The 14,870-nt window shown below is 67.4% G+C and carries 9 protein-coding genes; 7 read left to right on the top strand and 2 right to left on the bottom strand.

Annotated features, from left to right (window positions below):
* Positions 1 to 42 precede the first annotated feature (42 nt).
* The 7 genes from H9639_RS12850 (at position 43) to ctaD (ending at position 9,573) form a co-directional block, all read left to right on the top strand.
* The gene (locus H9639_RS12850) at positions 43 to 1,140 is read left to right on the top strand and encodes an SDR family oxidoreductase (RefSeq protein WP_191808480.1); all 1,098 of its coding nucleotides are present in this window, start codon (positions 43 to 45) and stop codon (positions 1,138 to 1,140) included.
* Positions 1,141 to 1,490: 350 nt separating this feature from the next.
* On the top strand, positions 1,491 to 2,150 hold the full coding sequence (locus tag H9639_RS12845; RefSeq protein ID WP_191808479.1) for an IclR family transcriptional regulator: 660 nt from the start codon (positions 1,491 to 1,493) through the stop codon (positions 2,148 to 2,150).
* Between the two features lie 56 nt (positions 2,151 to 2,206).
* Positions 2,207 to 3,886 (top strand): urocanate hydratase, encoded by a 1,680-nt coding sequence (gene hutU, locus H9639_RS12840; protein WP_191808478.1) that lies wholly within the window; start codon positions 2,207 to 2,209, stop codon positions 3,884 to 3,886.
* Between the two features lie 11 nt (positions 3,887 to 3,897).
* Positions 3,898 to 5,097, top strand: a complete 1,200-nt coding sequence (locus tag H9639_RS12835; protein WP_191808477.1) for an allantoate amidohydrolase — start codon at positions 3,898 to 3,900, stop codon at positions 5,095 to 5,097.
* On the top strand, positions 5,094 to 6,458 hold the full coding sequence (locus H9639_RS12830) for a formimidoylglutamate deiminase (RefSeq protein ID WP_318242086.1): 1,365 nt from the start codon (positions 5,094 to 5,096) through the stop codon (positions 6,456 to 6,458). Before H9639_RS12835 ends, H9639_RS12830 begins: the two co-directional genes overlap by 4 nt.
* Complete coding sequence (gene hutI, locus H9639_RS12825; protein WP_191808476.1) at positions 6,455 to 7,687, top strand: imidazolonepropionase; 1,233 nt, start codon at positions 6,455 to 6,457, stop codon at positions 7,685 to 7,687. Before H9639_RS12830 ends, hutI begins: the two co-directional genes overlap by 4 nt.
* A 134-nt stretch (positions 7,688 to 7,821) precedes the next feature.
* A complete protein-coding gene (ctaD, locus tag H9639_RS12820; protein ID WP_191808475.1) occupies positions 7,822 to 9,573 on the top strand; it encodes an aa3-type cytochrome oxidase subunit I in 1,752 nt (583 codons plus the stop codon).
* Positions 9,574 to 9,580: 7 nt separating this feature from the next.
* On the opposite strand, the gene H9639_RS12815 is transcribed toward ctaD, so the two are convergent.
* Positions 9,581 to 10,042 (bottom strand): hypothetical protein, encoded by a 462-nt coding sequence (locus H9639_RS12815; RefSeq protein WP_318242085.1) that lies wholly within the window; start codon positions 10,040 to 10,042, stop codon positions 9,581 to 9,583.
* Positions 10,043 to 10,173: 131 nt separating this feature from the next.
* The gene (locus H9639_RS12810; RefSeq protein ID WP_191808474.1) at positions 10,174 to 14,649 is read right to left on the bottom strand and encodes an ExeM/NucH family extracellular endonuclease; all 4,476 of its coding nucleotides are present in this window, start codon (positions 14,647 to 14,649) and stop codon (positions 10,174 to 10,176) included.
* Between the last annotated feature and the right edge of the window lie 221 nt (positions 14,650 to 14,870).

Raw genomic sequence — 14,870 nt, 5'->3', positions numbered from 1 at the left:
AGCCGGCCTCCCTTCCTTCCCACCCCCTCAGGAGAACCATCCATGCTAAGAACCGCCAGCAACCATAACGACTCCGCGGCTCCCACCGCCCTCGTGGCAGGTGCCACCGGAATCGCCGGCGCAGCGCTCGTCGACCTGCTTGCGGACCGGGGCTGGAACGTTTTGGCGCTCTCCCGGAAGGCAACCGCCGGGGTACGTCCCGGCGTCACTCCCATCGCAGCGGACCTCACGTCAGCCGAAAGCCTCGCTGAGGCTCTCGGCACAGCCCGCCCCACTCATGTCTTCTTTACCTCGTGGTCCCGTCAGGAGACCGAGGCAGAGAACATCCGGGTCAACGCCGCGATGGTCCGGAACCTGCTGACGGCACTTCAGGACGCGCCCCTGGAGCATGTCGCCCTGATGACCGGGCTCAAGCACTACATGGGGCCCTTCGAGGCTTACGGTGAGGGGCAGATGCCCGATACACCGTTCTCCGAGGAGGAGCCCCGGCTGCCGGTGGACAACTTCTACTACGCGCAGGAAGACGAACTCATGGCAGCCGCGGAGCGTCAGGGTTTCGCCTGGTCGGTGCACCGCGCGCACACGGTGATCGGCTTCGCCGTCGGCAATGCCATGAACATGGGCCAGACGCTGGCGGTTCAGGCCACACTCTGCCGCGAACTGGGACTGCCGTTTGTTTTCCCCGGGTCAGAAACCCAGTGGAATTCTGTCACCGACATGACCGACGCCGGCCTGCTCGCCGAACACATGCTCTGGGCCGCCACCGATGAGCACACCGCCAACGAGGCCTTCAACGTGGTCAACGGTGATGTCTTCCGCTGGCGCTCCCTGTGGCCGCGGCTCGCCGCCTGGTTTGGCGTGGAGCCCGAAGGTTACGCCACCGCACCCCGGCCGCTTGAAGAGCAGATGGCCGGGATGGAGGAGGCCTGGGAAAAACTGGCCGTGCGTCATGACCTGGCCGAGCCGGACCTGGGCCGGCTGGCTTCCTGGTGGCACACCGATGCAGACCTGGGCCGGAAAATGGAGGTGCTGACCGATATGAGCAAGAGCCGGGTCGCAGGGTTCACCGGCTACCGCCGCACCGAGGATGCCTTTCTCGCACTGTTCGAACGTCTCCGCGCGGAACGCCTGATTCCCTAGCCGGACGCGGGTCCAAAGGCTGCCGGACCACCGTCGGTGCGGAGCTCCACTGGTAGGCGGGGAGCTTCGTCGTATTTCAAGTAAGCCGTGCTGCCGGAATGGCGCTGAGCTGGCGCTAGGTTGGGTTACCGCCCGATTCCGGTGCCGGGACGGTGCTGGATGTGCAGGTATGGCGACCAAAATCGCGCCGAAGCCGCCAGATCTGCACATCGAGCGCCGTCGCCCGCGCTCGCAGGCCCCGCCCCTGACCGCGCCGCTCGACGGAACTCCGTCAATCCGCAAGTCTTGCCGCCTATTGAAATTGCTGTTTTACTAGGTGGCAACAGCAGCAGGTAACGGAAAGCGGACGCATGGCCGAGGCAGTGAGGACAGCAGACAGCACCACCCGGACGGTCGAACGCGCGCTGTCCCTACTGAGCGTGGTGTGCCAGCAGGGAGCCGTGACGCAGTCGGAGGCCGCCAAGGCCGCAGGCCTGTCGACCAGCACGGCGCTGCGGCTGCTGCGCACCCTGGAAGGAACCGACTTCGTGCGGCGGGAAGAGAACGGCACCTACCGTCCCGGACCGGCCATCGTGCAGCTGGGAGTGCTCGCCCTGAGCCAGGAGTCGCTCATCGCCACGTACCGCAGCGCCATGGACCGGATCGTTGAGCTGACCGGAGAATCCACCTACCTCAGCGTTCCCGCCGCGGGCGGCCACGGCCTGTACATTGCCATCGCCGAAGGAACCCAATCCGTCCGCCACGCCAACTGGGTGGGCCGGCGCTTTGTGCTCGAAGGCAGCGCCGCCGGAAATGCCCTGCAGGGAAGCACCGGCGAGCACGGCTGCGCTGTGGTGAGCGACGGCGTCGAACCCGACATCACCGCAATAGCCGTACCGCTGACCGCCGGCGGGAAACCCGTGGCGGCCATGAGCGTGGTTGTCCCGAGCTACCGGATCACGCCCGCCCGGATCCAAGACATCTGCCAGGTGCTGACCGCCGAAACAGCCGCGGTCCACACCTCGGGCTAGTCCACCTCACGGAATAGCAACAGCATCCACCACCGACAATGACGACGGAGAACCCCATGACCGAGACAGCCAACACCCCGCGCACCGTCCGGGCGCCCCGCGGCACGGAGCTGAACGCCAAGAGCTGGCAGACCGAGGCACCGCTGCGGATGCTGATGAACAACTTGGACCCGGAGGTCGCCGAGCGCCCCGAAGACCTCGTCGTGTACGGCGGCACCGGCAAGGCAGCCCGGAACTGGGAGTCCTTCGACGCGATCATCCGCACCCTGAAAACCCTCGACGACGACGAGACCCTGCTGGTGCAGTCCGGCAAACCGGTGGGCGTCTTCCGCACCAACGAATGGGCGCCGCGCGTGCTGATCGCCAACTCGAACCTGGTGGGGGACTGGTCCACCTGGCCGGAATTCCGCCGGCTCGAAGCCGAAGGGTTGACCATGTACGGGCAGATGACCGCCGGCTCCTGGATCTACATCGGCACGCAGGGCGTCCTGCAGGGCACCTACGAGACCTTCGCCGCCATTGCGAACAAGCGGTTCGGCGGCACGCTCGCCGGCACCGCCACCCTGACCGGCGGCTGCGGCGGGATGGGCGGTGCCCAGCCGCTCGCGGTCACGCTCAACGGGGGAGCGGTGCTGATTGTCGACGTCGACGAAACCCGGCTGCGGCGCCGCGCCGGCAAACGCTACCTGGACGACGTCGAAACGGACCTTGACGCCGCCCTCACCAAGGTGATGGCAGCCAAGGCCGAAGGCCGGGCGCTCTCCGTGGGCCTGGTCGGCAACGCGGCGGAGGTTTTCCCCGAACTGCTCCGCCGCCGCAACGCCGGCGAAGGCGCGGACTTCGACATCGTCACCGACCAGACCTCCGCCCATGACCCGCTGAGCTACCTCCCCGAAGGCATCAGCACCGCGGACTGGCACCGGGAGGCCGAAGCGGACCCCGAAGGGTTCACCAAAAAGGCCCAGGCATCGATGGCCCGCCACGTCGAGGCCATGGTCGGTTTCCAGGACGCGGGAGCCGAGGTCTTCGATTACGGCAACTCCATCCGCGATGAAGCCCGTCAGGGCGGCTTCGACCGGGCCTTTGAGTTCCCCGGCTTCGTTCCGGCCTACATCCGTCCGCTGTTCTGCGAAGGCATGGGCCCGTTCCGCTGGGTGGCACTCTCCGGGGACCCGGCGGACATCGCCGTCACGGATGCCGCGCTGAAGGAACTTTTCCCGGAAAAGGAGCACCTGCACCGCTGGCTGGACGCCGCCGCGGAGCACGTCGAGTTCGAGGGCCTGCCCGCCCGGATCTGCTGGCTTGGCTACGGGGAGCGGGCCAAGGCCGGACTGCTGTTCAACCGGCTGGTCGCCGAGGGCAAGGTCTCCGCGCCGATCGTGATCGGCCGCGACCATCTGGACTCCGGCTCCGTGGCCTCCCCGTACCGCGAAACCGAAGCAATGAAGGACGGCTCCGACGCGATCGCGGACTGGCCGCTGCTCAACGCACTGCTCAACACCTCCTCCGGCGCCACCTGGGTCTCCATCCACCACGGCGGCGGCGTCGGCATTGGCCGATCGCTGCACGCCGGGCAGGTCTCCGTGGCGGACGGTACGGAGCTGGCGGCCCGCAAGCTGGAACGCTTGCTCACCAATGACCCGGGCACCGGAGTGATGCGGCACGTTGATGCCGGGTACCCGGAAGCTGAGGCCGTCGCCGCCGAACGCGGTGTCCGCATCCCGATGGCAGAGTAGAGGACAGAGAGATGACAGCAGTCACCACCCTCCTGGACGCCATCTCCGGCATCGGCCGGGATCCGGTCCGCGGCGGCTACACCCGTCCCGTGTTCTCCGCCGCGGAAACCGACCTGCGGGCTTGGTTCATTGCCGAGGCACGGACCCGGGGACTCGCGGTGGAGACCGACCGCAACGGCATCCTCTGGGCCTGGTGGGGAGAGCCGCAGAAGGGCGCGCTGGTCACCGGCAGCCACCTGGACTCGGTCCCCGGCGGCGGAGCGTTCGACGGTCCGCTCGGGATCGCCGCGGCACTGGCCGCCGTCGACGTCCTGGTTAAACGCGGCGTGCAGCCCAACCGGTCCCTGGCCATCACCGTTTTCCCGGAGGAGGAGGGCTCCCGCTTCGGTGTCGCCTGCCTCGGCTCACGGCTGCTGACCGGAGCGATCGACCCGGACAAGGCCCGCAGCCTGCGCGACGCCGAGGGCACCACCTTCGCCGACGCCGCCCGCGCTGCCGGGCTGGCCCCGGAACACCTAGGCCGGGACGAGGAAGCGCTGGCCCGGATCGGGGACTTCGTGGAACTCCACGTGGAACAGGGCCGGGGACTCGGCGAGGACGGCCCCGCCGTCGCCGTCGGCAGTTCCATCCTCGGCCACGGACGCTGGAAGCTCACGGTCCACGGGCAGGGCAACCATGCCGGAACCACCTTGATGGAGGACCGGGCGGACCCCATGGCAGCCGCAGCGCAGATCATCACTGCCGTGCAGCAAGCGGCAACCGCGCAGCCCGGCGCGCGGGCTACGGTAGGCCGGATCCAGGCCGTTCCAGGCGGCACCAACGTCATCGCCTCCCGGGTGGAGCTGTGGCTGGACGCCCGGCACGAGGAGGACGCGGTCACCGCGCAGCTGGTGGAGACCATCCACGGCAAGGCGCAGAAGATCGCCGCGTTTGAAGGCTGCTCCGTGACCCTGGACCAGGAATCCTTCAGCCCCACCACCACCTTTGATCCGGGGCTGCAGCGTCAGCTGCAGCTCGCCCTGCCGCAGGCACCCGTCCTGGCCACCGGGGCCGGGCACGACGCCGGAATTCTTGCGGGCCATGTGCCGGCCGGCATGGTGTTCGTCCGGAACCCCACCGGCATCTCGCACTCCCCGGAGGAATATGTGGAAGACGCCGACGCCGACTACTCGGCGCAGGCGCTCGCCGATGTCCTGGAGGCGCTGCTGTGACCCGCCCGCCTAGCGGAGTGTGGTGCGAACAGGCGGTGGAGAACGGCCGGGTGGCCAGCGGTGTCCGGCTCAGTGTTGACTCCGCCGGCGTCGTCGCCACGGTGGAAACCGGCACCGATCCACGCCCGGGAGACCTGGTGCTGACCGGCGTCGTTTTTCCCGCCGCTTCCAACGCCCATTCGCATGCCTTCCACCGGGCCCTGCGCGGACGCACCCACAGCACGGGGGCGGACAGCTTCTGGACCTGGCGGCAGGCCATGTACCGGGCCGCCGGCGCCCTGACCCCGGAACTCTACGAGGAACTGGCCACCGCGGTCTTCACCGAAATGGTCACGGCCGGCTACACCTCCGTCGCGGAATTCCACTACGTTCACCACCGCCCCGACGGCACGCCGTATCCCGGCCATGCCATGGAACTCGCCCTCGGCCGAGCCGCGCAAACCGCCGGAATCCGGCTCACCCTGCTGGACACCTGCTACCTTGCCGGTGGATTCGGGGAGCCGCTGGGCACGGCGCAGGTGCGTTTCGGGGATGCCGGTGCCGAGGCCTGGCTCCGCCGGCTGGCAAGTTTGCGGGCGGCGGTGGAAGCCGAGTTCGACCCCACCGAGGTGAGCGTGGGGGCGGCCCTGCACTCCGTGCGCGCCGTGCCGGAGGACGCGCTAAAGGTCATCGCCGCGGGGCTGGACCCGGAGCTGCCGCTGCACCTCCACTTATCCGAACAGCCGGCCGAGAACGAAGCCTGCCTCGCCGCAACCGGCCTCACCCCGGCGCAGCTGCTGGCAACGCACGGTCTGCTGGGTCCACGGCTTTCCGTGGTCCACGCCACCCACCTCACGGAGACCGACATCGGGCTGCTCGGCGGTGCCGGCGCCACGGTGGTGATGTGCCCCAGCACCGAGGCCGACCTCGCCGACGGCATCGGCCCCGCCGCGGCACTCGCGGCTGCCGGCGCCCGGATCGCGCTGGGCTCAGACCAGCACGCTGTCCTGGACCCGTGGCTGGAGATGCGGGCACTGGAACACGGGGAACGGCTGGCTACCGGCGTCCGCGGCAGGTTTACCCCCGCCGCCCTGCACACAGCCCTGTCCGACGCCGGTGCTGCCGCCCAGGGACGGCGCACGCCCGGCTTCGCTGCGGGCAGCATGTGCGACCTGATGGTCCTGGACCCCGCCAGCCCCCGGACTGCCGGCGCAGACCCGGCCCAGCTGGCACTCGCCGCCACCGCACAGGACGTCACCGCCGTCGTCGTCGGCGGGAAGCTCACCGCCGAGCACGGGCGGCATCTGCGGGTTGGGGACCCCGGGCCCCTGCTGGCCGCAGCGATCCGGAAACTCGATGAAGCCGCCGAAGGACACGCATGAGCCCCTCCACCCTCATCACCAACATCGGTGAACTCTCCACGATGGATCCCTCCCGCGGCGCCGACGCAGTGCTCACCGACGCCGCCGTGGTGCTCGACGGCGAGCGGATCGCCTGGATCGGTCCGGCCGCTGAGGCACCGGCGGCGGATGAGATACACGACGCCGGCGGGCGGGCGATGCTGCCCGGCTGGGTGGATTCGCACACGCATCTGGTGTTCGCCGGGGACCGCAGCACCGAATTCGAAGCCCGGATGGCCGGGGAGCCCTACCAGGCGGGCGGGATTGCGGTCACCACGGAAGCCACCCGTGCCGCCGGAGACTTTGACCTGACCCGGCTGCTGCTGGCCCGGCAGGCCGAAGCGGCCGCCGGGGGAACCACCTGGCTGGAGACCAAAACCGGCTACGGGCTCGATGTTGAGCAGGAAGCCCGCAGCGCCAGGATCGCGTCCACCGTGGTGGATGATGTGACGTTCCTGGGCGCGCACCTGGTTCCGGCGGGCAGCGGCCCGGAGGAATACACGGACCTGGTGTGCGGACCCATGCTGGCAGCCGTCCGGCCCTACGTGCAGTGGGCGGACGTGTTCTGCGAACGCGGCGCTTTCACCGAGGAACAGTCCCGCCGGGTGCTCACCGCCTGCCGGGATGCCGGCCTGGGGCTGCGGGTGCACGGCAACCAGCTGGGCCCGGGCGGGGGCGTGCGGCTAGCCGTGGAGTTCGGCGCCGCCAGCGTGGACCACGTGAACTACCTGGCGGACAGCGACGTCGCGGCGCTCGCCGGAAGCTGGCGGGACTGGGACGCGCAGACGGGATCGGGACAGCCCGGAACCGTGGCTACCTGCCTGCCGGCCTGCGATCTGTCCACGCGGCAGCCGCTGGCCCCCGCCCGCCGGCTGCTGGACGCCGGTGTCGAAATCGCCCTGGCCTCCAACTGCAACCCGGGGACGTCCTACACCTCGTCCATGAACTTCTGCGTCGCCACGGCCGTGCTGCAGATGGAGCTCAGCGTCGCTGAGGCTCTTCGTGCCGCCACCTACGGCGGTGCGCTGGCCCTGCGCCGGCACACCGGTGCGGATGAAGACGGCAAGCGTGCCGTGGGATCGATCGCCGTCGGGCACCGGGCAGATGTGCAGCTGCTGAATGCGCCCTCGGCCGCGCACCTGGCCTACCGGCCGGGCATGCCGCTGACCGCGGCAGTGTGGCGGGCAGGGAAGAGGGTGCGCAAGCCCTAACGGCTGCGGGAGCGGGAAACCGGCCGCCACTCTGGACTGCCTCCGGGCGGGGTTTTACAGTACAAGGCAGACTGGGCTGCGTTGAACTGGTGCAGCGGCCGGGCTGAATATCCTGCGGATCCAAGGTGGCGCTGATGTCTACTCTGAAGTACACAGCCGACGACGGAACAGCTGTACCGCCGCGGGTGGTGCCCGTGTCCAAAGGGCGGGTGGTGGTGGACTGGCTGACCACTACGGACCACAAAAAGGTCGGCTACCTCTACCTGATTACCTCGTTTATCTTCTTCTGCCTGGCCGGCGTTATGGCACTGATCATCCGTGCCGAACTCTTCCAGCCCGGACTGGAAATCGTGGCCTCACGGGAACAGTACAACCAGCTGTTCACCATGCACGGGACCCTGATGCTGCTGATGTTCGCCACTCCGCTGTTCGCCGGTTTCGCGAACGTGATGATGCCGCTGCAGATTGGTGCGCCGGACGTCGCGTTCCCCCGGCTCAATGCCCTGGCCTACTGGTTCTTCCTGTTCGGTTCGCTGATCGCGGTCTCCGGGTTCATCACACCGCAGGGGGCGGCGTCCTTCGGCTGGACGGCGTACGCACCGTTGTCCAACACCGCCTTCTCGCCCGGTATTGGCGGTGACCTCTGGGTCTTTGGACTGGCCCTGTCCGGGTTCGGCACCATCCTGGGATCGGTCAACTTCGTCACCACGATCATCTGTCTGCGCGCGCCCGGAATGACGATGTGGCGGGTGCCGATCTTCACCTGGAACACGCTGGTGACGGCGATCCTGGTGCTGATGGCCTTCCCGCCGCTGGCCGCCGCACTGTTCGCCCTGGGGCTGGACCGGAAATTCGATGCACACATCTTTGATCCGGAGAACGGCGGCGCCATCCTGTGGCAGCACCTGTTCTGGTTCTTCGGCCATCCTGAGGTCTACATCATCGCTTTGCCCTTCTTCGGCATCATTTCCGAGATCATTCCGGTCTTCAGCCGCAAACCGATCTTCGGCTACAAGGGGCTGGTCTTCGCCACGATTGCGATTGCCGGACTATCAATGACCGTCTGGGCGCACCACATGTATGTCACGGGCCAGGTCTTCCTGCCGTTCTTCGCCATCATGACAATGCTGATCGCCGTCCCCACCGGGGTGAAGTTCTTCAACTGGATCGGCACCATGTGGCGGGGGTCCATCACCTTCGAAACGCCGATGATGTGGGCGCTGGGCTTCCTGATCACCTTCCTCTTCGGCGGGCTCACCGGCATCATTCTGTCCTCCCCGCCCATGGACTTCCACGTTTCCGACACCTATTTCGTGGTCGCGCACTTCCACTACGTGGTCTTCGGCACCGTGGTGTTCGCGATGTTCGGCGGCTTCTATTTCTGGTGGCCGAAGTGGACCGGGAAAATGCTCAATGAACGGCTGGGGAAGATCCATTTCTGGCTGCTGTTCCTGGGCTTCCACCTGACGTTTATGATCCAGCACTGGCTGGGCGTGCTGGGTATGCCCCGGCGGTATGCGGACTACCTGGTGGAGGACAACTTCACCGGGATGAACCAGCTGTCCACCATCGGGTCCATGATCCTGGGCTTCTCCCTGATCCCGTTCTTCTGGAACGTGTACGTCACCTGGCGGCGCGGCAAGAAGGTGGAAGTGGACGATCCCTGGGGCTTCGGCGGTTCCCTGGAATGGGCCACCTCCTGCCCGCCCCCGCGGCATAACTTCACCTCACTGCCAAGGATCCGGTCCGAGCGGCCCGCCCTGGACCTGCACCACCCGGAGCTGAAACCGCGTGCCAACGAGAAGACCGACAACCCGGTAGCGAGTGTGCTCGGCGCCGCGGACATGGGCTCAACCGATCCAAAGAACCCCGATCCGCGGCAGTAGTGGCCGGTTAGCGGGATCCCCCGGCATCAATTCGCCTGGCAAGGTTCTCCAGTCCGGCCGCAATCATCTTTCCGTACCCATCGTTGGCGAGGGCCGAGGAAGAGGCCATTCCGAGGGCGAGGTGTTCGCGGGCTGCAGTTATTTTTCCGTTGCGGTGGTACCCGTCCCCCAGGTTGAGATGCAGGGAGGGGAGCATTCCCCGCGTCGACGGGATGCCCAGAGGTGCAAGATCATCCTCGTCCAGGTGCCGGTGTTCCTGCAGAGCTGCCTCGTCCCAGCTGATCTCCAGCTCCAGATCCGTTTCGGTGTCGGCGAGGTAATGCGCCAGGACGCAGCGCTGGGCATGGTCGGTTGGGCCGGTCGCGTTCCAACAGGACATCAGCGCTTCCTTTCCGGCCTGCTGGTCTCCGCCCAGGGCGGTTCCTATCGCAGTCGTGATTGCTGTCCAGTCATCCATGGGCTTGCTCACCTGGCGCTCTCCTGAGTTATCCGCTTTTTCGCAACCCTATAGTTCGCCGGTGACACGGAAGCGGCGCCACCCGGGACCAAGACCCCGGACGGCGCCGCTTCGTTCCGTCATTCCTACTCAGCGAATGCGGACTAGCCGCGGCCGCTCAGGCAGATCAGGTACCGCGCGTAGTCAACGGCGTATTTCAGCCAGCCGCGCACGTCCCACCAGTTTTTCGGCGGAATGGGCCGTACACAGGTTGGCTGCTGCGGTTCAGCCTCCACCGTGACCGGGATGGTCACCGTGGTGCCCGACGGTGCCGCGGTGAGGACCAGGGAACCGCTGCCGGAGGCCGACGCCGGAATGGCCGCGGTGACGCTGGCGGCACCACCGGACACAGGGACAGATCCCAGCGCCACAGCCGCCCCGGAGGCCGGAACCCAGCTCACCGCGAGCGTGGTGTTGACCGGGCTGCCCAGCGAGGTCAGGTCCAGCTTCTCCACCGTGAAGGAGGTGCTGGTGCCCGCCCGTACGGTTGCCGGAGCTCCCTTGACGATGACCCCCTGACGGGCGAAATCGGGGGAGACCGGGCTGCTCGCCTGCAGGTAGCTGATCCAGGCATCCCGGTCGATCAGGCCTGAGTCACGGGTGTCCGTGCCGGCGGCGAAGGTGGAGAAATTGTCCCCGCCCTGGGCCAGGAAGCTGAACGTGCCAATCCGGTAGGCCCTTGCGGTATCCAGCGGAGCGCCGTTGATGGTCACTGACTGGATCCGGGAGCCGCGGGGCTGGTCCGGGTCGTAGGTGTAGGTGACGTTATCGGAAAGGCCCAGAGCCAGGAACGCCCGGGAGGAACCGTCCGGCTGCCACTGCTCCTCCAGGACTGCCTTCAGCTGCGCGCCGGCAAGGGTGGTGGTCCACAGGTTGTTCACAAAGGGCAGCACCGCGTTGGCTTCGGCGTAGGTGATCACACCGTCAGGGCCGTAGTACAGCTCGGCCCGCAGCCCGCCGGGATTGACGACGCCGATTTCGGCCCCGCCGCGTTCGGGAGCGCCCAGCGAGGAGAGCAGCGAGTCCGCCACCAGGTTGCCCAGCGTGGATTCGTTGGACCGGTCATCCCGGGAAGTGCCGGTAAACGCCGTCGTGATGTCCGCGGTCACCGAACCGACCGGCTGGTTGCCGACCTCGGCTGCGAACGCCAGGGCGGCGTCGACAATCCGCTTCACTTCAGCGACTGCCGGGTAGGCCGCCACCAGGTCCGCCGCGGGGGTGGTGGTCCGGGCGACGTTGCCGGCCGTGTAGGAGAGCACTTCGTCCGTCTCGGCGTTGTACTCGAGTTCGATCTGGCCGATGAACTCACCGTAGGACCCAGTCTGGACCACGGGACGGGTTTTGCCATCGACGCCGGGAACCGGCGCGTCCCACGCGTACTGCTTGTGCGTGTGCCCGGTATAGATGGCGTCCACCAGTGCGCTGGTTTCCGTCACGATCTCCGCGAATGCTCCACCGGCAGCGACTTCCTGCTCCAGGGTGGCGCCGTCGGGCGTGCCCGCACCGGCGCCCTCGTGGTATTCGGCAATGATGACGTCGGCCAGGCCCTCAGCCACGAGGCGTTCGGCCACGCGGTTCACGGCTTCCACCGGATCCCCGAACTCCAGGGTGGCGATGCCGCCGGGGCTGACCAGCGTGCCGGTCTCCTCGGTCACCGCACCGATCACGGCCACCTGCACACCGTTGACGTCCAGGAGGACGTACTCGGGCAGCGCCGGGGTGGTGGTGTCCTTGAGGTACACGTTGGCACCCAGGTACTCGAAGTCCGCGGCAGGAACCACCCGGTCCGTGAGGTCGGCGAAACCGCCGTCAAACTCATGGTTGCCCACCGCCGAGGCCCGCAGGCCCAAGGCGTTGAGGACATCAATGGTCGGCTGGTCCTGCTGCACCGAGGACGCGAACAGGGAAGCCCCGATATTGTCACCGGCGGAGAGGAACAGCGAGCTGCCCTCCGGCGCCGCGGCCTTGAGCTGTTCCACCGTGCCGGCGAAGTTCACGGTGTTCGCATCGATCCGGCCGTGGAAATCGTTGATATTGAGCAGGTTCAGCTCGGTGGTTTCCGCCTCGGCCGGGGTCAGGTTCAGGCCCACCAGGATGGGGTCGTGGTCCGAAGAGCGGTAGGCGTCCGGTGCATAGAAGTTGGTGACGTTGTAGTTGAATCGGCTGTATTCCAGCGCCACGGACTCCACCGAGTTGATGTTCCAGATGTCCGTGCCGGTGACATCCTCGGCTGCAGCCGGGGACGCCAGAATGTGATCCAGGGAGCCCACCAAACCGCTGAAGGCGTAGGAGTGCTTGCCGGTGGCAGCACCCAGGTTCACGTAGCCGGCGTCCGCCAGGACGCGCATGGGATCTTCGGCGGCGTAGGAGTTGAAGTCACCGAGCAGGAAAACCCGCTCCGTGCCCGCAGCGGCCGCGGTGGTGTCCGCGAAGGAGACCAGGGCCTGCGCCTGACGGACCCGGTCGGCGTTCCAGCCGCCCTGACCGTTATCGGCGTTCTCCCCGGTTGCCGGGGGAGAGCCCTTGGACTTGAAGTGGTTCGCGATCGCCACGAAGGACTCACTGTCCGCTCCGCCGGCCGGTTTGAAGGCCTGCGCGAGCGGTTCACGGGCGTTGGAGAAGACGCTTTCGTCGTTGAGGATCACGGACTCCCCAACAGGTTCAGCGCTCGCGGTCCGGTAGATGAAGGCCGTGCGGATCACGTCCTCGGCGTCGGGAAGTGCGGCCGGGGAGCGGACATAATCCCAGGTGCCGGGGGCTGCGGCGTTGAGGGCCGCGGTCAGGTGCGCCAGCGCCGCGTCGCGGTCCTTGCCCAGTTCTGCCGAGTTCTCGATTTCCATCAGTCCGACGACGTCCGCCCCCAGGGCATTGATCGCCGCAACAATCTTGGCCTGCTGGCGTTCCAGGTTCGCCGCGTTGGCCGCGCCGCGGGCATCACAGCCGCCGCGGACGGTGACCGGAGCGCCGGAACGGTCATTGAAATACGTGCAGCCGGAGAGCTGATCGCCGGTGGTGCTGAAGTAGTTCAGCACGTTAAAGGAGGCGAGCTTCAGATTGCCGCCCACACTCTGCGGTGCCGCGGTGCGGGTGTTTTCAAACGACGCCGGCTGCACAGCCGGTGCGTTCGCCGGGGTCAGCTCGGTGAGCGGCTGGAACTTCCAGGCGCTGTTGCGGAAGTCCAGGATCACATTCGTGCTGAACGCAACAGGCGCACCAACGCGCACCGGATCGGTGGTGCTGAGGTACGGCAGCGGCTTGGATTGGTTTGCCGCGGACAGGAAATTGATGGTGGCGCCGTCGTCGAGCTTCACGGCCTTGGCCGCATTCCCCGTGGCAACAGCCGCGTGCTCCGGCGTTCCTAACGGTGCGACGGCGGTGGGCTGGACCAGCGGTTCGGTCCCGGCTGCGAGGCCGATCTCCGCGTACTGGTTCAGGGAGAAGTTATCGGTGACGGTGAAGTCGCCCTGGGGAGCAAGGAGCATGCCTTCCAGGGTTTCCCGTTCCGCGTCGGTGGCAGGCCAGGCGACGGCGGCGGGCTTGACCTCCTCCGCCGGTTCGGTGAGCTTGGTCAGGGCGCCGGCGGGAACCGTGAGCTGGGTGAGCCCGAAGTACTCGCCCACGGTGCCGGTGACCTCAACGTAGTCGCCGATGGCAACCTGGCCGACGGTGGCCGCGGAGAACACGAAGATGCCATCCGAAGCTGTGTGGGTGGCGGGATCGATCGTGCCGCCGGTTCCCGGGGTTTGCAGGTAATAACCGCTGAACCCGCCGGTGGGGTAGGCAGCGGTGACCTTGCCGCGGGTGGTGACACTCTGCCCGACGAGCGGGCTGGCGTCGCCGGTGCCCTGGATCGCGGCAATGGCGACGGTTCCGGCGGGCGGATCTGTTGGGTCGGGCGGATCGGTGGGGTCCGGTGGATCAATGGGCCCCGCTCCGCCGCCGGCGGTATTGGTGGGGGTGACCGTCCCACTGAGGGTGAAATCAGCCGCGTTGTTGTTTGTGTCCGCAAAACCCGTGCGATTCAGCGACTTCGGGTCGCTGTTGCCGGCGGGCGCGGCGGCGGCTGCCGTCTCGAATGTGTTGGAGGTGCCGTAGCCCAGCAGGTCAACGACGCCGGGCTGACCAATCACCGAGCCGGTGGGCAGCGGGTTGACCGGGTTCGCCTGGCTGGCCAGCACCAGGGTTCCGGCGGTCCCGGAGAAGCTGGCTCCGATGGTCGCATCCGCGGCGGGGAGCGCGTTGCCCGTGGTTCCGTTGCTGGCACCTTGGATCAGGTAATACCCGCCGGCTGGGATAGTTCCGGCCAGCCGGCCGATTCCGGACGGTGCCGTGGTTGTTCCGGCGGCACGGTACTGGAGCGACCAACCCTCCAGGCTTACCGGGGCACTGGTGGGGTTGTAGAGCTCTACGAACTTGTTGGTGAAGGGAGCGTTGGCGCTGCCGCCGCTCAGATAGGCCTCATTAATAACGACGCCGCCCGCGCCTTCGTCGGCGTGGGCGGGCAGTGCCGCCAAGGGTCCGGCCAGCAGGCCGGCTGACAGTGCTGTTCCCAGCACCGCCTTCCATCTCGCAGGTCTCATGCCTCATGCTCCTCGAAGAAAGTGGTGCCGCAGCAGGGCAAGCAGAAGCGGCCCGGATGGTACGGCGGTGGGGTGCGGTGAACCCTCTTTGCATATCCCAGCCCCGGGGCTTTGACCAGTGGAACGGATGGGTTTGAAGGCCGATCCGGCACCAGCTCTTGACAAAGAGAAAGAGGACCCGGGCACAGTTTCAGTGCCGGGGCCCTCTTTCCAGAGTGTAA

The sequence above is a fragment of the Arthrobacter gallicola genome, from assembly GCF_014836775.1.
In the GTDB taxonomy this organism is placed as follows: Bacteria; Actinomycetota; Actinomycetes; order Actinomycetales; family Micrococcaceae; genus Arthrobacter_B; species Arthrobacter_B gallicola.
This window is presented reverse-complemented; position numbering and strand designations above follow the sequence as displayed.